The sequence below is a fragment of the Planctobacterium sp. R6 genome (assembly GCF_055755215.1).
The window spans coordinates 18016-38647 of sequence record NZ_JBVTQY010000042.1; the positions used below are offsets into that span (position 1 = coordinate 18016).

Consider the following 20632-nt stretch of genomic DNA (forward strand, 5'->3'; position numbering starts at 1 on the left):
TTTTTTAGCTGCGCTATAGTCATATCCTGAAACTCTTTAACAAGGAGCGCAACTTGGCGGGCTTAACGGGTTTTGGCAGGTAGCTGATACCCAGATCCCGGGCTTGCTGGATGATGTTTTCATCCCGCTCTGCAGTGATTAAAATGGCCGGAGTTTGGTTGTTTAGCGCACTGCGAATATGACGCATAAAGTCTAAACCGCTACGACTTTCTCCGAGTTGATAATCCACCAGAATAACATCCGGTTGCTGTTGTTGCAGGGCCAGCAGTGCCGTGTCGAAGTTATCTGCCAGTTGTGTTTTTATCTGCCAGCGGGCCAGCAAGGTTTGCATGGCATCCAGGTTGTGTTTGTCATCATCCAGGCACAGGGCCGTCAGTTTGGCGATGTCTTGCTTGCTGGTTTCTGCGGGGTGCTCCGCTTGTGCTTGTTTTTCGGCCACCGGCATTAGCAAAGCAAAACAGCTGCCCTGATGGACCCTGGATTTCAGGGTTAGCGGCATATTCATTAACTTGCTCAACCGCGCGACAACGGCCAGCCCCAGGCCCAGCCCGGTCTCCTGGCCATCGTGGGCGCGATAGAAATCCTGAAAAATGTGCTGTTGGTGTTGTTCTGAAATACCTTCACCGGTGTCCCATACCTGCAACAGCAGTTGCTGCTGTCGCCGCCGGACACTGAGCAACACCCCACCGCGATGAGTGTACTTTAATGCATTGGAAAGCAGATTGCGCACTATGCGATGCAGGTAAACCGGATCTGCGCATACCCAATACTCCCGGGGACAATGCAGGTTGAGTTTTAGTTGCTTCTGTTCAGCCATAGAAGTGAACTCAGTAAGCAGCCCCGATAACAGTTTGCTGAGGTTCTGTGGACTGCTTTTGGGTTTTAAGGCTCCCTGATCCAGCCTGGCAATTTCCAGCAGGGTAGCGATCAGGTTTTCACCGGCTTGCAGGCTCTGATCCAGTTTTTGCAAGGTCTGATGTAGTTCCACCGACATCACCATGCCTTCGGTAGCTGATAAATATAACTTGGCGGAATTAATGGGCTGTAAAATATCGTGGCTGGCCAGCGCCAAAAATTGTGTTTTGGAGGCATTGGCCTTTTCTGCCAGCTCCCTTGCTTCCACCAGTTGTCGTTCCACTTCAGCGCGGCGTTCAATTTCTTTGAGGAGCTCTGAATTGATGGCTTTAACCTCATCCGCCCGGGAAGACACCCGTTTTTCCAGGTCGATATTGGCTTCTTTCAGAGCTTTTTGGAATTCGATGTGCTCTGAGATGTCATTAAAACTGGTTACGAATCCGCCGTGGGGGAGAGGATTACCGATCATTTCTATAACCCGGCCATCACTGCGCTGGCGTACAAATTTGTGAGGCTTTCCGGCCCGCAGATGTTCCATGCGTTTATGGACCAGGCTTTCAACATCACCGAATCCACATTCCCCTCGCTGCGCATTAAATCGCACCAGGTTTTCAATCGGTGTGCCTACCTTGATCAAGGTTTCAGGATAATTAAAAATATTCAGATAGCCTCGGTTCCAGGCCACCAGACACAAATCCTTATCAATAACGCTGATCCCCTGTGCCAGACTTTCCAGCGAGGCGAACAGAGTATTTTGATTGGTTTGTATGGCTTGCGTGGTATCGTCAAACACCGAAACTAACTGTTCAAAATTCATTTGCTGGTTTTTCAGTACCGCATTGATCAGCAAATTCGAACTGGGCGCACCGATAACCCCACCCAGAGAGCGTTCACAAAAGACAATAAACTCCTGCTGCGGAGAGTCATCCGGATGAATACTTTGCCGTTGAGTTTGCTCAAAATCAGACAGTAATTGATTGGTGCGGTTACTGCCTAAAAACGTGCGCAATACGGTGATCAGATCTTCATTGCTGATGGCTGAAGTGGTTGGAATATGCTCCAGTGACGGTGTTTCCTGAGTTGAGACAAAACTTTGAGCCTGCAATTTGTCCATCAGATTGGGGCGGGCCATCAGGGAAAACAATACAAAAAACAGCGAATTGATAGCAAGGGCAATGGAGGCAGTAATACTGATGGTATCGCTATCCAGGCTGCTGGTGGCCGTGCCATTCACTAAGGGGAAGATCAGCAACAAAATCCAGGTAAATATCCCGGCAATCAGGCCGGCTATCACACCGTGTGCATGGGCGCGCTGCCAATAAAGCCCGCCTAGCAATGCCGGTGACAACTGAATAACTAGTGAAAAGGCCAGCAGACCAATACTGGAAAGGGACATATTGCCGGATAAAAAGATGTGGTAGCTAAAACTCAGCAATAAAATTCCGGCAATAACCCCGCGTCGCAACCACAGAATGAAATGGATATGGGAGTGTCGGTGATGCAATCGCTCTGATTTGTTGAGCAATTTGGGCAGGATCACGTCATTGCTAAGCATGGTGCTCAGTGTCAGTGTCGAGACAATAATCATTGCGGTGGCTGCCGACAGCCCTCCCAAAAACACCATTGCCTGTAAGAAGCGGTTACCCGATTCCGTGGCAATGGCAATCACATAACTGTCTGGTGTTACCTGCTGGCCTGCAAACAAGTGGGTACCGGCGGTTGCAATGATGGGAATGAGGATTGCGGTAAGTGCCAGATACCCGGGAAACACCCAGCGTGCGGTTGCCACGTGTTTTACATTCAGGTTATCGATGATGGCAACGTGAAATTGTCGGGGTAAACACAGTACCGCTATGGCTGCAACCAGTGTTTGTAGCCAAAATGCGGGTTTAAAAAAGCTGTTTTCAATCGCCTCTGTTTGTAAAAACTGCTGACTAAACAACTGGGTTTCAGTGGTGGGGCTCCACAGTGCGAATACGGCGATACAGGTTAAGGCGGCAATCTTTAATACTGACTCAAAAGAAATAGACAGCATCAGACCATGGCGATATTCCGTAACATCGGTTTTTTGAGTGCCAAATATCACGCAAAAAACGCCGAGAAATAGGGATGCTGTCAGAACAATCAAAGTGGTGTTTTTTTCCCCGGATACCAGACTAAAGGCAGTACCAATGGCTTGTAATTGCAATGCGATATAGGGAATTGTGGCAAGTAGCACAATCAAAGTGACAATCAGTGCCACATTTTGCCTTTTGCCGTAGCGGGAAGACACCAGATCCGCGATGGTAGTGACATGCTGTTTTTTACTGACCTCGATCAGCTTGATGATCAGCCGGTAGCCGAACAGGTACAGCAGGATTGGCCCCAATAAGATGGGCAGGTAATTCCACTGGTTACGGGCGGCCTCTCCCACGGCACCAAAATAGGTCCAGGCCGTGCAATAAATTGCCAGCGCAAAGCTGTATACCAAAGGGTGAGAGCTGAATTTTTTAGCCTGGCGACTACGACCATCGCCCCAACTGCCCAACCAGAAAATAAACGCCAGGTAACCGGCAGCCAGTGCAAACCAGATAAACGTCATATATCGCTATTCAATCGTTTTTCCGGCAGTGTAGCACAGTAAATCGGGACCATAGTCCCATTGGGACCAAGGTCTTATTTGATGATAACCATTAACTGTCTATCTTAAGCATTGTAATTTGGAGAAATAACTATGGCTTTTCAATCAGAAGAACAAAAAACGGCTTACTGGCGGCGAAATATACGCCTGATGATGACGTTATTGGCAGTGTGGTTCGGCGTCTCATTTGGTTGCGGTATCCTGCTGGTGGATGTCCTCAATCAGATCCCATTTTTCGGCTTTAAGTTAGGCTTTTGGTTTGCCCAGCAAGGGGCTATTTACGTATTTGTTGCGCTCATCTTTGTGTACGTTGTCAAGATGAATCAGCTCGACAAAGAATTTAACGTTAGCGAAGAATAGGGGAGCGCTATGGGTATTCAAACAATGACCTTTATTGTCGTGGGGATCACGTTCGCGCTGTATATCGGCATCGCCATATGGGCGAAAGCGGGCTCCACCAAAGAGTTTTACGTTGCCGGTGGTGGCATCAATCCGGTGGCCAACGGCATGGCGACTGCGGCGGACTGGATGTCTGCGGCGTCTTTTATTTCCATGGCAGGATTAATTTCTTTTATGGGCTACGACGGTTCGGTTTATCTGTTGGGATGGACCGGCGGCTATGTATTGCTGGCTTTGTGTCTGGCCCCGTACTTACGCAAGTTTGGCAAGTTCACTGTGCCTGACTTTATTGGGGATCGCTATTATTCTCAGACAGCCAGAACCGTTGCTGTGGTTTGCGCTATTTTTGTCTGCTTCACCTATGTGGCCGGACAAATGCGCGGCGTTGGTGTGGTGTTCAGCCGCTTTCTGGAAGTGGACATCACCATGGGCGTGATTATTGGCATGGGGATCGTGTTCTTTTACTCGGTGCTTGGTGGCATGAAAGGCATCACTTACACCCAGGTTGCACAGTATTGTGTGATGATATTTGCCTACCTGGTACCAGCCGTTTTTATCTCCATCATAATGACCGGTCACGTTATTCCGCAATTTGGGTTTGGTGCTGATTTGGCGGATGGCTCGGGACAGTCGTTATTGCAAAAGCTGGATGGTCTCTCCACCGAACTGGGCTTTACGGAATATACCTCCGGTACCAAGAGTATGATTGATGTGTTTTGTATCACTGCCGCACTGATGGTGGGCACCGCCGGGTTGCCTCACGTTATCGTGCGCTTCTTTACGGTGCCCAAAGTGCGTGATGCCAGAAAGAGTGCCGGGTGGGCTTTGGTCTTTATCGCCTTGATTTATACCACCGCTCCGGCCATTGCTTCTTTTGCCAGGGTCAACATGATTGAAACCATCAACGGGGAAGAGCAAACCGGTACGCAGTACTCCGAAGCTGCGTCATGGATTAAGAATTGGGAAAAAACCGGGCTAATCCAGTGGGACGACAAAAACGGTGATGGCAAGATGTTTTATTCCGGCGATGAGCGCAACGAAATGAAGGTGGACCGCGACATTATGGTGCTGGCTAACCCCGAAATTGCCGACTTACCGGTTTGGGTTATTGCACTGGTGGCTGCCGGTGGTGTGGCTGCGGCACTGTCTACTTCGGCAGGACTGTTGCTGGTAATTTCCACCTCCGTTTCTCACGATTTACTGAAACGCAATCTGATGCCGCAAATTACCGATAAACAGGAACTGTTTTACGCACGTCTGGCGGCGGCGGTGGGGATTGCCATTGCCGGATACCTGGGCATTAACCCGCCTGGATTCGTGGCGCAGGTGGTAGCCTTTGCCTTTGGCTTAGCGGCGTCGTCGTTCTTCCCGGCGATTATTCTGGGCATCTTCCATAAGAGAATGTCCAGTCGTGGTGCTGTGGCTGGCATGTTGGCCGGTATCGGATTTACCGCCACCTACATTATTTACTTTAAGTTTATTAATCCGGCAGCCAGCACACCTGACAACTGGTTCCTGGGTATCTCACCAGAGGGTATCGGTACGATTGGGATGCTGATCAACTTTACTGTGGCCTTTGTTGTCTACAAATTGGGGGCTGAGGCACCTGATGAGGTACAGCAAATGGTGGAGGATATCCGCTATCCCAAAGGTGCCGGTGAAGCACAGGCACACTAAATCTGTTGCTACTCAATAAACGGTTCGGGTTGATACCCGGACCGTTTTCCTGTTTAAAAAGAGATTAAATCATGTCGAACCTTCCGCAACAGGCGCTGGATTTTATCTCCGGTATTTCACCCTGGGAGTCACTAACCCACCCGGAGCGGGTGGCATTTGTTAGTGCGGCGAAACTCATCTATCTGAACGAGGACTCACTGCCCTTATTGCAGGCTCAGCAGGAGGCCGGTAACGGATTGTTGCTTATTCAAACCGGTGAGTTTGAAGTTCAGAGCCGGGATGCACAGGATCAGATATCGGGGCGCTACATCAGCGAATCTGAGTATGTTTTCTTGTGTGCAAATCCCTTTCATATTCCCGTAGAAAACCTTGTTAAGGTGCATTCGCCCGGGCTGGTGTATTGCCTTGATGTTGCTGCACTCATTAAATTGAGTGACCAGACCCGCGCTGTACAGCGTTTTTTCACAGACCTGGCCCACAGTATTCACTATGACAACCAGCCTTTTCAATCTGCCGAATGGCAGGAAGCATCTTTGCTGCAGCTGTGCCACCGACCTTTGGTGCAGGTAACGCCCGATACCAGTGTTGCGCAGTGTGCCGAGCTGATGACGGAATGCAATGTATCATCTGTGCTGGTTTGCGAAGGCGAGACATTGCAGGGAATTTTAACAGACAAAGATTTGCGCACCCGGGTGCTGGCAAGGCATCTGAGTTCAGATGTTGCGGTTAGTGAGGTGATGACAACGCATCTACAGGTGGCTAGCCCGCAGCAAGACTGGCTGGATGCCGTGTGCCTGATGTCGGAGAGTGGATTCAGCCATGTGCCGATTGTGGATGAGGACTATCGCCCGGTGGGGATCATGACCAAGTCAGATGTTATTAACCGGCAAAAATCTAACATCGTCTGGCTAATAAAATCCCTTTCCCGCGCCACAAGCTTGTATGAACTTATGCAACACGCCTGGCAAATCCCACATTACATTCGTTTTAACATGCAGGGCAAACAGGGGTTTGCCAATGTCGGGCAATGGTTGGCCAGGGCGACCGATGTTATGACCCGTCGGTTACTGCACTTTTATTTTCGCGAGCATGGTGAGCCGCCATTTGCCTGGTGTTGGCTGGTGTATGGCAGTCAGGCTCGTAAAGACCAGTTGCTCACATCCGATCAGGACAACGGCTTGCTTTTGGCGCAAGTGCCTGATACCGGGCAAGCCGATTATTTTCGCGCTATGGCGCAATATGTGTGCAATGGCTTAGCCAAATGTGGGATAGCACTGTGCAACGGCAATATTATGGCCAGTAACCCGGAGCTGCGCAAAACGCTGCAGGAAGCCGTTGTTGAAGCTGAACAATGCGTTTCGGAACCCAGTAGTGAGCGCTTGCTTCATTTCAATATATTTTTAGATGTTCGTCTGGTACAGGGCAGTGAAACACTCTTTGCACAACTGCAATCCCGGCGCGCTGAATTGTTCAAAAAACCGTTGTTTTTGGCCGCGCTGGCCCGAGAAGTGAACCGCTGTGAGGTGCCCCTGAGTTTGTTTCAGCGTTTCATTTATGAAGACAATGAGCACAAAAAAGCCATAAATCTGAAAGTTAACGCGGTGGCCATTGTCAACAGTATTGTGCGCCTGTATGCGCTTTCTGTCGGGTTAAAAGTAGCCAGTACACCGGAGCGGTTAGCGGCGTTGAGCGAATCCGGACTCCTGTCTTCCAGAGACTGTGCTAATCTGAAAAGCATCTGGCTGTATTTAAATGAACTGCGCTTAAATAGCCAGCTGGATCAGCAAAAACCCGATAATCTGGTGGATATCCGTCAGCTAACACCTATGGAAAAATACCAACTCAAAAAAGCGTTTCAGAGTATTAAAAAAGCCCAGTCTGCGTTGCTGCTGAAATTCAGCAGTGGTCTTGGGGGGTAGCTTTGGACTTTTGGCATGCTGTGCTAAATCGACTCGGTTTGCGGATAGCAGATGGCGAGCTGCTGCGCCAACGCATGTCTGAGGTGGCACTATTGGCCGTGGATTTGGAGCTGACCGGACTGGATCCGCAACAGGATGATATTGTGTCTGTTGGCTGGATAAAAGGTGCCGGATTTAGTTTGGATCTGTCCAGCAGCCATCATGCGCTGGTGCAAACCGACAGCAGTTTAAAGCAAAGCCCGGTAATACATGGTATCACTGATGTTGAGTTACAAAGCGCAGTAAGTCTGCAACAGCAACTGGTGCAACTTGCGGCGTTGGCTGATGATCATATCTGGGTGATGCACTGTCATCGACTGGATTGGGGCGTGTTGCAAAAAAGCTACCGACAGTGCCAGTTAACCTGTCCTACACCGGTGATCATCGATACTTTGTTGCTGGAGCAATATCTGCTGGGGAAATCTGGCTATCAGAATAGCCCCGTGAGCCTCACGGAGAGTCGCCGACGGTACGGTCTGGCAACCGCGCCTGCCCACAATGCACTGGAAGATGCCGCCGCCACGCTGGAATTATTATTTGTTCAACTGGGGCGGTTAGGAGTTAAACCAGACGGACAATTTAAGCAGCTCTCACATACCGGCGCATTAATTTCAGGCTAACGCAGGTTATTGCCCAGTCGGACAATACCTACTGTAAAGCCCTTGTCTTCAAATACTGCGCTTTGACCGGGGGAAAGCTGTTTCACGGCGGAATAGTCCACCGCTTCACCACTGGTGTATCGGGTTCTGAGTTTAATATTGAACTGGTTTTTTGCTTCGTCTTCGGCCGCTATCAACCCTGTCGTTTTTGAACGATTATCCGGTTGTAGCGGCGCATTCACCGGCGATAGTCCTGCCGTAGGAATGCTCAGCGCCCGGGTTCTTTCGAAGTGAATTTGCGCATAAAACTGCCGATATATCGCTTCCGACTGATTGTTGCATACCACCACGGAAAAGCGATTTGACGAGCCACCAAACAGCCGGTTGGCTTCCAGCACTGCGCCGGTTTGCAGTTCAACCAATGCCTGACAACTTTGGGCCATGGTCTGGCCCGAACAAATACCCGCTAAAACCAGCAGGCCAAGCGCTTTTTTCTTCATTAAATAATACCGCTACAACTAAGTAGCTTAAGTATACATTTTTACAAGCAGGTTTAGTTTTGTAAAACTCTGTAACCCCAGGCTGGTAAGGTCATCTCACTGTTTTCATTAAGGTTTATTTGGTTATCTGAAAATATATCTGAGTATTCGCCGTGATACAGTGTCTCGTTAAAAGAAACGGTTTTAGGACTATCAGAGAAGTTGAATACAGCAAAGATCTTATCGCCGTCTTTTTCCCGGACAAAACTCAATACCGTTTTAGCTTCACTGTTGGGAACATGCACCATGCGACCACCAAACTGACCGTTCCACAGGGCTTTGTTGTCATGTTTCAGGGCGAACAAGGTTTTGTAGAGGTCGCCAATCGGATGGGGCTTCCAGACGATAGGGTCTTTTTCGAAAAACGCCAGTCGTTTGGCGTTGCCGGCTTCCTGCCCGTTGTACATCATAGGAAAACCTTCGCCAATAACTGATAAGGTGATCACTGCGTCCAGTGCCTCCCCATAGTTTTCGAACATGGTGCCTTCCCAGGCGTTCGAATCATGGTTGGCTACATGTACCATGCGATAGGCTTCTGCTGGAAAGGCACTTTCATTCCAGGAGTAATAAACAAATAGGCCATTGACATCGGCATAGCCTTTTACGATCTCATGCATGGTCTTTGACCAGGACCAGGCGTAAGTCATATCAAAGGCTTCGGCGTGTAAGTCCCGAGATTCCCATTCCGCCAGCATTAATACAGGTTTTATGGCATCTAACTCTTTGCGCACGTTGTTCCAGAAATCCACTGGTACAAATCCGGCCACGTCACAGCGATAACCATCAACACCAACTTCGGCCACCCAATATTTCATCGCTTCGGTCATATACTTGCGAAGCTCAGGCTGAGAAAAATCCAGATCGATAATATCTGACCAGTCCCACCAGGGGGTTGGTCTGAAGTCGCCTTTGTAATCCCGCTCGTACCATTCGGGGTGTTCAAAGCGCATCCAGTTGTCCCAGGCCGTGTGATTTGCGACCCAGTCCAGAATGACGTACATGCCTAAATCATGAGCCGCATCCACAAAAGCTTTCAAATCATCCAGGGTGCCAAATTCAGGGTTGACCTTCATGTAGTCTTTTACTGAATAGGGGCTGCCTAAACTGCCTTTGCGGTTTTCTTCTCCTATCGGGTGAACCGGCATTAACCAAAGCACATCAATCCCGAGTGCTTTCAGGCGTGGCAACTGCTCCTGAGCCGCTGCAAAAGTGCCTTCTGGTGTAAACTGACGGGTATTGATCTGGTACATAGTGGCGTTTTTAGACCATTCCGGGTGGGTCAGCTTGACGTAGGGTTGCGGCTGATAGGGGTCCTTCACCTCTGGTGTGCTACCACAGGCCATTAACAGCAGACTTAAACAGACACTCACACAACAACGAATAGATAAACGCATACCACTCCCAAACAAAATGGTTCAAAATTTAGCCTTTAACTATAGGGCCTGTTTACCTTAGTTGCATAGGTTTTGTTCTAAATAAACGCGCTTTAATCGCGGAACAGCTATGAAGGCATAGTGGTTCTACGTCAAAGAGCTGTGACAACGAGTAAAACGCGTTTGTGACGAACCCGTAGGGCTGCGCCTGTTTATCATTTATGCTTTGTTGGATGTTTTCGATTTAGCCCACTAGACCATCAAACATCCGCCGTGCCTAAATGATAAACAGGCTGCAGCAAAAACATACAACAAAGGTAGGCAGGCCCTGGTTAACAACCCGCCGCAGTATCAAATATCTGCATACGTATTCAGTTCAAAAGTGCCATAACGCCCGGTGTGGTAGGAGCAGTACAGCCTGCAGTTATTCCTGTTGTGGTGTGACACCGACAAAATATCGAAAAATGCTGCATTCGACTTAAAAAAAACTCTATACATCGCGTTTTACTTCGACCCTTTGGGGGTTCAGGTTATACATGTCCCTGCTTTTAATTTTGTTCAGTAAGGGATTGCATTGATGAAACCTGTTTTAAGTATTTTGTTCTGGATTGTGGGTTGTACGTTTGTTCAGGCCACCGAGCGCCAGCTTGATTTAGTTGTGGGGAAGGCCACTCAAATTCAGATTGATTCGACGATTCTGCAGCAGCAAAGAAATATTGTTGTACATCTGCCCGATAATTATCATTCTTCCCAACAGAGGTATCCCACTCTTTATTTGTTGGATGGTGAGCGTCACCTGAACCATGCTGTCCTCGCGACGCAGCTATATCAGGAGTTAAATCAGGTACCGCAACTGATTATTGTTGCCATTCATAATCGCTCTCAGGAAGATGCACGCAGCCATGACCTTTACCATAATCGTAAGCAGTTCGCCGAATTCATGGGTAAGGAACTACGGGAATATATTGATGCCAGGTATCGCACAACACAAGATGCGACCCTTTATGGGCACTCATTAGCTGCCTTTTTCACGGTAGATTTACTCAGTGCTCATCCGGAGTATTTTGACCGGTATATCGCTGCCAGCCCTCCGTTGCAAAACTTCGCTGCCGACTTTTATCAAAAGCTGGTGGGACAAAATCCAATGAAGCCAAAGCCTCTCTATCTGACAATGGCCTCAAGAACGGCTGAGGGGGATGAGGTTTTTGACGCCTATCTCAAGTTCACGCAGCTGTTGGAAAATAAGACTCCCGGTAACCTGCAATGGACGGCCGAGGTATTTGCAGATCAAAATCACATTACTAATTATTACATCAGCTTTTTTAAGGGCATCTCCATCGTATTTGATGAACACTGACGTCTACTGAAACATCATTGCACCATCTGAAAGGGCCGCGCTGAATAAAATTCAATTCACTTACTCATGGACTTCTGGTCTGTTTACCTCTAACGTGGAGCTTAACGTTGCACAATTGAATGAGCGAAAGGGTGAAGGACCGAATTCTGGACAAGAAGCTTAAAGCAATGTCGGGCTGGTTAACCTCGTTAAGCTCTTTTTGATGATAAAAATAGAGGGGAGAAAATCGTGAAGGACAATGAAGCCAGTTCTACCGCCTATACCGTGTTACAAGGATTGCTCTTTGTGGCACAAAAACCAGAGCTAAGTCATCTAGTGTCGCCGCGAAATCGCGAGCTGGGCACCCATATCCTGCAAAGTTCCGCCCAGGGACGCAAAAGACTTAATCAAATTAATTCCGCTGCCGGTAAGATTTTACTGCCACTGATGGAGCGGCTGCTGTTACCTTCCATCAGTCTGCATTACGTGCTGCGCAAAGCCTATATTGAAAAGAAAGTACGCGAGGCGATTGACGCTGGCGCCACTCAAATCATTAATCTTGGGGCCGGGTTCGATACACTGCTGTATCGTCTGGCGGAAGAAAATACACAGCTCAATTGTATTGAAATTGACCATCCTGCAACCCATCAGGTGAAAAAGCTGGCCCTGACTACTGAGCAATTAAAACTGGATAACCTGCATTTTTTACCGGTGGACTTTACTCATCAAACCTTGCAACAGGAGCTGGGACAGTGCAGTGCTTTTGCGCCAGAAAAGCCGACTGTGTGCATCGTCGAAGGGGTGCTAATGTATTTGACACCAGAGCAAATATACAGCCTGTTGCAGTCTTTACTGGATTTGCTTGATAGCAGCCCCAGACAGTTAGTCTTTACTGCGGTAGAACCTGCCAGCAATCATCCGGAATCTTACGGACCCTTGTTGAAGCTTTACCTGAAACTAAAAGGTGAACCGCTAAACTGGCTGTGTGAGGAAAATGACTTAAAAGCCTTTATAGAACAGTCAGATTTTAAATTGCAGGAAACCGCCAACAGTGACGTTTTTCGGCAGTATTTTATGCCTGATTATCCACACCGCCTGCACAAGGGGGAATACGGTGCTTTTGCTGTCTCGACCTCAACAGGGGAGGCGTAAATATGCCGATTTGTATGCGCCTGGCAGGCAGCACCGCAGAGTTGGACAGTGTTTTTCGGTTGCGGCACCTGGTGTTTGCAGAGCAGGAAAATATATTACGAGGCAATAGTGAAAAGCGGCTGTATGATCGCTTTGATGCCTTTCCTTCCTCGGTACAAATGATGGCTCAGCACAACGGGGAAACGGTGGGGGCCTTTCGCTTTTCAATGGATGACAGTTGCGGCTTGCCTGCGGATGAGTATTTTGATTTTCGTCCATATGTACCCAAAGATGCCCGGTTAATGCATTCCGGTATGTTTTGTGTTCACCAGGATTACCGTGGTGAGAAAATCGCCATGGGACTCATTTTAATGGCGGCCTATTACGCCATTTCTAATAACATCACTCATGTTGTGGCTCCAATCAATCCAACCATTGCGCCTTTGCTTCGGCGTATCGGTTTTAAAAAAGTGGGTGAGCAGTTTCACGACCCGCATCTGGATTCTCAGGTTTTACCTCTCTTGATGGATATGGCTGATATTAAAGACTTTTTTGTCGAGTTTATTCGTCAGAATAAACTGCATGACTTCATCATGGATTATCAACGCTGGTTCTGCAAAGCAGGAGAAACTATCGTTAAAGCCGGAGATGAAGGGGCTGAGGCCTTTATTATCATTGATGGCTGTGCCGAAGTGCGAATACCAGAAAAGAACACCGTGCTGGCGACATTAGAGCCGGGAGAAATGTTTGGTGAACTGGCTTTGATCACGGGAGAAAAGCGCAGTGCCGATGTAGTGGCCAAAACCGATTTGCAAATGATGGTGATGACTAAAGAAACCTTCTTGAAGCGCTTTGTAGAAGACTCCAACAAAGCGCTGACGTTGATGCGCATGATCAGCAAGCGCAGTCAAAGTATGATTATGAATCTCAAATACGGACACCTGGCAAAGGAAGTGGTTGCTGAAACCGAGTAACTTCACTTTCTGCCAGGCGTTGTTTTCGTTTCGGGGTTAACTGAGCTTTCTGGCTTTAAACCGTCTGCCTTTAATTTTGCCTTCTTTGAAGTAATTAATGGCGCGCTTAACACTGCGTATTTTTACCGCGACAAACGAATGGGTGGCGGTGAGCTTGATTTTGCCAATGTCATCACCGGGAATATCGGCATCCTGAGTCAGGGCACCCAGAATATCGCCCGGGCGTAGCTTGTTCTTTTTGCCACCATCAATGGCCACTGTCTGGAACTTTGGCTCCAAAATGCGATTGGCGTGAAAGCGCAGAGCCTGGATGCCTTTCCACTGGGCTTTTTGTCCCTGTAACTCTTCTATGGCACGAACAAAGTGTACTTCTTCCGGTGCTGCCAATGTTACTGCCATACCTTCACTATCGGCCCGGCCGGTTCGGCCAATACGGTGAATATGGGCTTCTGATTCCATGGCTACCTGAAAGTTGATCACCAGGCTGACGCCATCTATGTCCAGTCCCCGTGAGGCCACATCCGTTGCCACCATGATCAGCTCACTTTGATTGCTGAAACGGGCAATCACCTGATTGCGCTCTTTTTGTTCTAAATCACCGTTCAAGGCAATGGCACTAAAGCCCATGTCTCGCAAATCGTCCGCCAGCTCCTTGCAGGCGATTTTGGTATTACAGAAAATGATGCAGGACTCAGGTTGATACTCAGATAATACTGCCGCAGTGGCTTTAACTTTGTGATCCTTTTGCACTTCGAAGAACAGTTGCTCAATCTTTTTGTTGTCGTGGGTGGTTTTTACCACCACTTCTACCGGCGCATTCTGGATAGACTGGCTGATGCGTTTTATGCTCTCAGGGAAGGTGGCTGAGAACAACAGGGTTTGGCGATCCTGGGGCACTTCCTGAATCACTGTGGTCATCTCTTCTTCAAAGCCCATGTCCAGCATGCGGTCTGCTTCATCAAGCACCAGGGTTTTCACATGCCACAGGTTAAGGTGGCCTTTTAAGATCAGATCCATAATGCGGCCTGGTGTACCCACAATAACATGGGCGCTGTGCTGTAACGATTGGATTTGTGGGCCTATTGCCGTGCCGCCGTAAAGTGTTAATACCTTCAGATTGGCCATGCGCTTGCCTAGTTTGCGCACCTCTTCAGCCACCTGTTCTGCCAGCTCTCGGGTGGGGCAAAGCACCAGGCTTTGCACGCCAAAGCTGCTGGTATCGGTTTTTTGCAGCAAGCCCAGCGCAAAGGTCAGGGTTTTTCCGCTACCGGTTTTGGCCTGTCCCAGCACATCTTTACCCGCCAAAATTTCCGGCAAGGCCTTTTGCTGAATCTCGGTCATCTCGGTAAATTGCTGACTTTGCAGCGCTTCGTGCAACGCCGGGGTTAAAGGAAGTAAATCAAATTTGCTATGCACAAGACACCTGTTTAGTTGGAATTGAGATAATCGCGAGGATCAATTGCCGGGAATTATCCCGATTATTGCAGGCAGGTACAAATTTAAAATAAAAAGCCCGGCGAGCCGGGCTTAATATAGAGCGAAATAGCTGTGGTTTTTTACAATGAAAAACCTGGCGCTGTGATATTAACTTCGGTGATGTCACCGTACTTTTTCACGATCTCTTTAATGTCTGCGCTTTTACCGATAATGGTAAATTGCAGGTTTTCACGTGGAAAGTAATTGTTAATCAGGGCTTTGCTGGCTTTGGCATCCAGTTTGTCGACATTACTTTGAAAGTTGTTGATAAAACTTTCGTTAAAGCCGTAGATAAACATATCCCCCAATAAACCAGACAGTTGTCCGGTGGTTTCATATCGGGGAGGAAACAAGCCCTTCACATAGGCTTTGGCGGATTTCAGCGTGGCATCATCCAGCCCTTGTTCCCATAGCCGCTGGTAAGTACTCAGGGCCAAATCTATAGCCGCTTCGGTATTTTCTGTGGCGGTAAAGGTGGAAATGTAAAAGCTGCCGGCGTGTTTCATGGCATCGAAACGGCTTCTGGCACCATAGGTTAACCCTGAGTTAACCCGCAGTTCGTCGTTTAGCCAGGACGTAAAGCGGCCACCCAGAACGGTGTTGATTACGCTTAATGCCACAAAATCCTCATTGCTTCTGGCGATGCCCTGACCACCAATGAAGAAGGTGGTTTCTCTGGCATCGTCTTTATTAACCAGAACAACCCGGTTCTTCTCAAAGCCGGAGACGGTTGGAAAGGCCGTTGCTTTGGCGGCTTTGCCCGTGCCTTGCCAGTTACCAAGTAAAGACTTAACCTGGGTTAACATGGCTTTTGCGTCAAAATCGCCCACTAACACCAGTGCGGCATTTTCCGGGCGGAACCAGCCTGTATAGAAAGATTTCAGATGTTCAAGCCCGGCTTGTTCTACCGAAGTCTCATCGCCACCAACCGGACTGCTGTATGGATGTCCTGCAAAAATTTGCTGGTTAAAGTAGGCGCCAATGACATTGCGCGGGCTTTCTTTCTGGCGTTTCAGGTTACCCAGATAACGGGTTTTATATTTGTCGAACTCCTCAGCGTTAAAGGCCGGAGCCTGAACCACATCGGCCAGTAGTTTCAGAATTTTATCCTGATCCTTTTTGGCAAATGAGACTGAAATACGGCTGTCGTCCAATGACACGCCGGTGGTCATTTCTGCACCCACAAACTCAAGCGTTTCCTCGAAGCTGTTTTTGTCCAACTCGCCGGCACCAAACAACATATTTTCGGTGGTCATGGTGGCCAGTCCCGGCAGATCACCATCGCGGGTAGCACCGGCATTAAATACCACTGTGGCATCAATTAGTGGTACTTCTTTTTGTTCCATCAGATAGATGGTTAAACCGTTTTCCAGCGTCGTTTTTTGGTATTCGGGCAAGCTGTATGCGGCGAGCGCCTGTTGACTGAGAAACAGCGCAACAACCAAAATGGCTTTATAGATCGTTTTCATGGCTGTCCTCCTTAGAATCTAAAATGCCAACGGTGCGGTTGCGTTTTATCAGATAGGTTTCTGCCACCCGCTGAATATCCTCTGCAGTCACTTTTTCAAAGTCTTGCGGCGCACTAAACATCTTCTTGTAGTCGCCGTGGAATAGTTCGTAACGGCCCAACATATCGGCGCGATTATTAATGGTGCCGATATCGCGATAGAAATTCACCAGACGTTGGTTTTTCACTTTCTGCAGCTCTTTTTCAGTAATGCCCTCTTTGGCCACTGCGTTCAGTTCGGCAATGATAGCTTTTTCCAGAGTTTCAGCATCCGCTGACTGGCTGGCTACGCCGTAAACATAAAACAGGTTGGGATCAAAGCTGTCGAACGCAAAGGTGGAAATGCTGTCGGCCACCTGTTGCTCAAAAACCAAAGCCCGTACTAAACGAGAACTGTTGCCGGAGGATAAGATGTCGCTCAACAATTGCAGTGGATAGTAGTCTTCATGGGAATTGGGCGGCATGTGAAAGCCCATCATAATATTGGCACTGGTGACCGATGGTTTTTGTGTATAAACGCGGCGTTCACCTTTTTGTTCCGGCTCAACCGTGTGGATTTTTCTGGGAGGTTCCTGTGCCGGGATCGGCTCAAAATACTTTTCGGCCAAACGTTTAACTTCGTCGGTATCCACCGCGCCCACAATCACAGTCACGGCATTGTTGGGAGCATAAAAGGTTTTGTGGAAGGACTTGAGGTCGTCCATGGTCCAGTTTTCTATGTCCGAAGCGTGACCAATGACTGGCCAGCTGTAGGGATGGGCGCGAAACGCTGCATTTTTAACTTCTTCCCAGATGGTGCGAAAGTTACTGTTTTCCAGACCTGTAGAGCGCTCTGAGGTAACTACACCGCGTTCGCTTTCAACTATCTCAGGTTCCAGTGCCAGATGCTGAATACGATCAGCTTCCAGGTCGAACATAACTTCAATGGCATCAGCCGGGAACCAGTCGGTGTATACCGTCAAATTCTCACTGGTATAAGCGTTGTTGGCCCCGCCGTTAGCTTCCATGGTTTGGTCAAACATTTTCGGGCCGTATTTTTTCGCACCATTAAACATCATGTGTTCAAAAAAATGTGCCAAACCTGTGGTTCCAGGATATTCGTTACGGGAGCCCACTTTCCAAAAGATATACATGTTGGCGTTGGGGATTGAGTGGTCCTCCATCACCATGATGGTCATACCGTTTTTGAGGGTGAATTTAGTGATATCGTCGGACGACATTTCTGCCTGTAATGGCAGTGTGAGGCCCATTAACAGTATCAACCCGATGCGGGTACAAAATCGTCTAAGCATGGCTTACCTTTGCCTTATTGTTATCTGAAAGCAAAACCTTAGCCTGGATTGCGCCTGATGGGAATTGTTAGCCTTTGTAAATTGTGTTTAAAAGGGGTAATTGCATTCTGAGGTTGGAAAATCTGTTTATTCGATCGCTGAATGCCAAAAGCAGACCGCCGGTAACTCTGGTTGATTGACTCCTGTTACCGTTTTCTGATTTCTAAATTCCTATCTTGCACTGAATTGCTATATCTAAAATACAAAGCCTTTAAAAATGGGCTGACAAGGGAAGTTAGGTTCTGCGTCTTAATGCGTTGGCAGACGCTAAGGTTCCTATAAATGTAAACTCATAATAGTGAATATAAGCATTGTACTGTAGGTTTTAGCTACATAATAATGCTTTTTAACACTATTATTAGGTTTGCTCAATAGTGTTTATTTGCACTATACTGTCAATATTATAAACACTATAACGGAAATTGGCACTATTATGGAGCTCGATAGAAAAAGTAATGCAGCTATCTTGAAGGTGATAGGTAAGCGATTCTTACAGGCACGTCTTAATGAAGGACTAGAGCAACAGGAGTTGGCTGATAAAGCTGGCGTAAATGTCTCAACGGTTCAGAGCTTAGAGGGGGGTAAACGAAGCGTTGGAATGATAAAGGTGTTAGCTGTAATGCGTGCCTTGGGCAAGTTACATGAAATAGATAACTTTATGCCGGAGCCGCCAATTAAGTCAGCATCTTTGCTTACAGCAAGAAATGAAAAGCGTAAGCGTGTATCAAAACCTAAGGGTGGAAAAGAGCCGTCAACGGGTTTTGAGTGGAACAAACCGATTCAACAATTACATGGAGATAAGGACAAGTAATGGCAGAAGTAATCGAAAAGGCTGATATATATCTGTGGGATACATTGATAGGCTCAGTCACTTGGCAAAGGGGATTGGGGTTCTTTGAGTATTCAAAGCATTTTCAGCGTTCGGGCATTGAGTTGTCACCAATTAAGATGCCGTTAAGCGGTAAGTCTTATTCGTTTGGTGATTTATCAAAAGAAACCTTTAAAGGTTTGCCAGGAATGTTGGCCGATAGTTTGCCGGACAAGTTTGGTAACCGATTAATTGACCAGTGGCTAGAGCATAAATCTCGCGATCCAGAATCATTCAGTCCAATAGAGCGTCTTTGTTATATCGGCTCTCGTGGTATGGGGGGGTTAGAGTTTAAGCCGACTGTTGGTGAGATCAAAGAAAGCGTATCTGAGATTCAATTAAGTGAGCTTGTTGATCTGGCGAATGAGGCGCTCCAAGAAAAGACTGAGTTAAATACGACGTTTGCTCATGAGAGTCAGGATGCGCGACGCGAAACTGTTGAGCAAATTATTTTAGTTGGTACATCAGCTGGCGGTGCGCGAGCAAAAGCGGTTATTGCTTGGAATAAAGAAACCAATGTCATTAAAACTGGTCAAGCCCCGGCTGGTGAAGGTTTCGATTACTACTTGTTAAAGTTTGATGGCGTTGATGGCAATAAAGATAAGGAGTTGCTTTCAGATCCGAAAGGTTTTGGTTTACTTGAATACGCTTATTACTTAATGGCCCTGGATGCTGGCGTTGAAATGAATGAATGTCGCTTGTTTGAAGAAAACGGGCGTTCTCACTTTATGACCAGGCGCTTTGACAGGCTTAATGGTGGTGACAAGATTCATATGCAATCGCTGTGTGGTATGGCTCACTATGATTTCAACGTATCTGGCGGCTACTCTTATGAGCAGGCGATAGGCGTTATGCGTGAGCTAGGTTTATCGGCCAAAGAAATTGAGCAGTTCTATTTGCGGATGGTTTTCAATGTGGTGTCTGTTAACCAAGATGATCACACAAAGAACATTTCATTTTTAATGGATCAGTCTGGTGTTTGGCGGCTGTCGCCAGCTTACGATATCACTTATAGTAATGGTACTGGCTGGACAAGTAAGCATCAAATGACCATTAATGGTAAAACACGAGATATTCAGTTGGACGATTTATTAGCTGTGGCGCATTTTGCTGACATTGGTAAAGCGAAAGCTAAGAAAGTGGTAAAGGCTGTGGTGGAGACGGTTTCTAATTGGTCGCATTACGCGAATAAATCCGGTTTGGTCGCCTTTGGCTATATGGATGAACTTGTGGCCGAAGTTGGCAAAGCTCATCGCCTGTACTTGGGGGAGGACTTATAGTCTTCAATGTGGGGCAAACTGCCAAAGCTCAATGTTTCGCTGAAGAAATTATGGTTTATTTATGAGGGGCGCTATGTTTGCATTTGCTCAAAGTTGTCATGGAACAATATTGCTCTGACCCTCCGCTTCCTTAAAGCTGCCGTCCACCACTTTAATCTTATGTTTAAAAGTTAGGTTCTTTTTTATGTAAATTAAGTGCGTCATTGGCGTATTTTTGTTTAGTGTTAAAGTCACCAAATAGTAAATATTGAAATGCCTATATTCACCAAGTTCATAACTGAGTTGATGACCGACGACGAACAAATTTATATGTTATTGGCTTACCCGAAAAATGTGCAGGACAACCTGACAGACGCACAGCTTAAAAAGCTAAAGCAAATCGTAGAGAGGTGGTCAGAATGAATGACGACTTGTTTAAACAATTAATAGAGAGTGTTGGTCAAGCCAACGATATCATCAAAGGTAATACCAGGCCTACCCGTACAACGAAGTTTGCTGAGCCGCAAGTAAGAGCCATTCGCGCCAAAACAGGATTAACACAAGCCCGATTTGCTGACGTATTGGGTGTGAGCAAACGCACGTTAGAAAATTGGGAGCAAGGCCGCCGCCATCCAACAGGTCCTGCTCGCGCCTTACTTAACCTGAGCTGCGCATAAGAACAAATGAACTAAATGCCCTTGAGGTGATCGGATCTTTCGACCAAAAAAGA

At 47.5% G+C, this 20632-nt stretch carries 17 protein-coding genes; 11 read left to right on the top strand and 6 right to left on the bottom strand.

The window, feature by feature from the left end; translation table 11 throughout:
* Positions 1-19: 19 nt before the first annotated feature.
* Positions 20-3436 carry a PAS domain-containing hybrid sensor histidine kinase/response regulator gene (locus AC0J20_RS19470; protein WP_473023005.1) on the bottom strand — a complete coding sequence of 1139 codons (3417 nt, stop codon included), beginning with the start codon at positions 3434-3436 and terminating at the stop codon, positions 20-22.
* A gap of 132 nt (positions 3437-3568) precedes the next feature.
* Between AC0J20_RS19470 and AC0J20_RS19475 the strand changes: the two genes are divergently transcribed.
* From AC0J20_RS19475 to AC0J20_RS19490, 4 genes are all read left to right on the top strand, one after another.
* The gene (locus AC0J20_RS19475) at positions 3569-3835 is read left to right on the top strand and encodes a DUF4212 domain-containing protein (RefSeq protein ID WP_473023006.1); all 267 of its coding nucleotides are present in this window, start codon (positions 3569-3571) and stop codon (positions 3833-3835) included.
* A gap of 9 nt (positions 3836-3844) precedes the next feature.
* Entirely contained in the window at positions 3845-5551 is a 1707-nt protein-coding gene (locus AC0J20_RS19480; RefSeq protein ID WP_473023007.1) for a sodium:solute symporter family protein, read from the top strand.
* 71 nt (positions 5552-5622) lie between these two features.
* On the top strand, positions 5623-7470 hold the full coding sequence (locus tag AC0J20_RS19485; protein ID WP_473023008.1) for a DUF294 nucleotidyltransferase-like domain-containing protein: 1848 nt from the start codon (positions 5623-5625) through the stop codon (positions 7468-7470).
* A gap of 2 nt (positions 7471-7472) precedes the next feature.
* Entirely contained in the window at positions 7473-8129 is a 657-nt protein-coding gene (locus AC0J20_RS19490; protein WP_473023009.1) for a 3'-5' exonuclease, read from the top strand.
* On the opposite strand, the gene AC0J20_RS19495 is transcribed toward AC0J20_RS19490, so the two are convergent.
* Both AC0J20_RS19495 and AC0J20_RS19500 read right to left on the bottom strand, forming a co-directional pair.
* The gene (locus AC0J20_RS19495) at positions 8126-8608 is read right to left on the bottom strand and encodes a hypothetical protein (RefSeq protein ID WP_473023010.1); all 483 of its coding nucleotides are present in this window, start codon (positions 8606-8608) and stop codon (positions 8126-8128) included. The genes AC0J20_RS19490 and AC0J20_RS19495 overlap by 4 nt on opposite strands.
* Positions 8609-8661: 53 nt before the next feature.
* A complete protein-coding gene (locus tag AC0J20_RS19500) occupies positions 8662-9990 on the bottom strand; it encodes an alpha-amylase family glycosyl hydrolase (protein ID WP_473023019.1) in 1329 nt (442 codons plus the stop codon).
* Between the two features lie 607 nt (positions 9991-10597).
* On the opposite strand from AC0J20_RS19500, the gene AC0J20_RS19505 reads away from it, so the two are divergent.
* From AC0J20_RS19505 to AC0J20_RS19515, 3 genes are all read left to right on the top strand, one after another.
* Positions 10598-11377: an alpha/beta hydrolase gene (locus AC0J20_RS19505; protein ID WP_473023011.1), complete on the top strand. Its 780-nt coding sequence runs from the start codon at positions 10598-10600 to the stop codon at positions 11375-11377.
* A gap of 228 nt (positions 11378-11605) precedes the next feature.
* Positions 11606-12508: a class I SAM-dependent methyltransferase gene (locus AC0J20_RS19510; protein WP_473023012.1), complete on the top strand. Its 903-nt coding sequence runs from the start codon at positions 11606-11608 to the stop codon at positions 12506-12508.
* A 2-nt stretch (positions 12509-12510) separates the two neighbouring features.
* The gene (locus AC0J20_RS19515) at positions 12511-13461 is read left to right on the top strand and encodes a GNAT family N-acetyltransferase (protein WP_473023013.1); all 951 of its coding nucleotides are present in this window, start codon (positions 12511-12513) and stop codon (positions 13459-13461) included.
* A 36-nt stretch (positions 13462-13497) separates the two neighbouring features.
* On the opposite strand, the gene dbpA is transcribed toward AC0J20_RS19515, so the two are convergent.
* The 3 genes from dbpA to AC0J20_RS19530 all read right to left on the bottom strand — a co-directional run bounded on the left by dbpA (position 13498) and on the right by AC0J20_RS19530 (position 17736).
* Complete coding sequence (dbpA, locus tag AC0J20_RS19520) at positions 13498-14877, bottom strand: ATP-dependent RNA helicase DbpA (protein WP_473023014.1); 1380 nt, start codon at positions 14875-14877, stop codon at positions 13498-13500.
* 140 nt (positions 14878-15017) lie between these two features.
* On the bottom strand, positions 15018-16406 hold the full coding sequence (locus AC0J20_RS19525) for a M16 family metallopeptidase (protein ID WP_473023015.1): 1389 nt from the start codon (positions 16404-16406) through the stop codon (positions 15018-15020).
* The gene (locus AC0J20_RS19530; RefSeq protein WP_473023016.1) at positions 16390-17736 is read right to left on the bottom strand and encodes a M16 family metallopeptidase; all 1347 of its coding nucleotides are present in this window, start codon (positions 17734-17736) and stop codon (positions 16390-16392) included. The genes AC0J20_RS19525 and AC0J20_RS19530 overlap by 17 nt, the downstream gene beginning before the upstream one ends.
* 472 nt (positions 17737-18208) lie before the next feature.
* Here AC0J20_RS19530 and AC0J20_RS19535 point away from each other — a divergent pair, with 472 nt between their 5' ends.
* The 4 genes from AC0J20_RS19535 to AC0J20_RS19550 all read left to right on the top strand — a co-directional run bounded on the left by AC0J20_RS19535 (position 18209) and on the right by AC0J20_RS19550 (position 20579).
* On the top strand, positions 18209-18586 hold the full coding sequence (locus AC0J20_RS19535) for a helix-turn-helix domain-containing protein (RefSeq protein ID WP_229528077.1): 378 nt from the start codon (positions 18209-18211) through the stop codon (positions 18584-18586).
* Positions 18586-19923 (top strand): type II toxin-antitoxin system HipA family toxin, encoded by a 1338-nt coding sequence (locus AC0J20_RS19540; RefSeq protein ID WP_229528078.1) that lies wholly within the window; start codon positions 18586-18588, stop codon positions 19921-19923. The genes AC0J20_RS19535 and AC0J20_RS19540 overlap by 1 nt, the downstream gene beginning before the upstream one ends.
* 252 nt (positions 19924-20175) lie before the next feature.
* Positions 20176-20325, top strand: a complete 150-nt coding sequence (locus AC0J20_RS19545) for a hypothetical protein (RefSeq protein WP_229528079.1) — start codon at positions 20176-20178, stop codon at positions 20323-20325.
* Complete coding sequence (locus AC0J20_RS19550; protein ID WP_473023017.1) at positions 20322-20579, top strand: helix-turn-helix domain-containing protein; 258 nt, start codon at positions 20322-20324, stop codon at positions 20577-20579. The genes AC0J20_RS19545 and AC0J20_RS19550 overlap by 4 nt, the downstream gene beginning before the upstream one ends.
* Positions 20580-20632 lie beyond the last annotated feature (53 nt).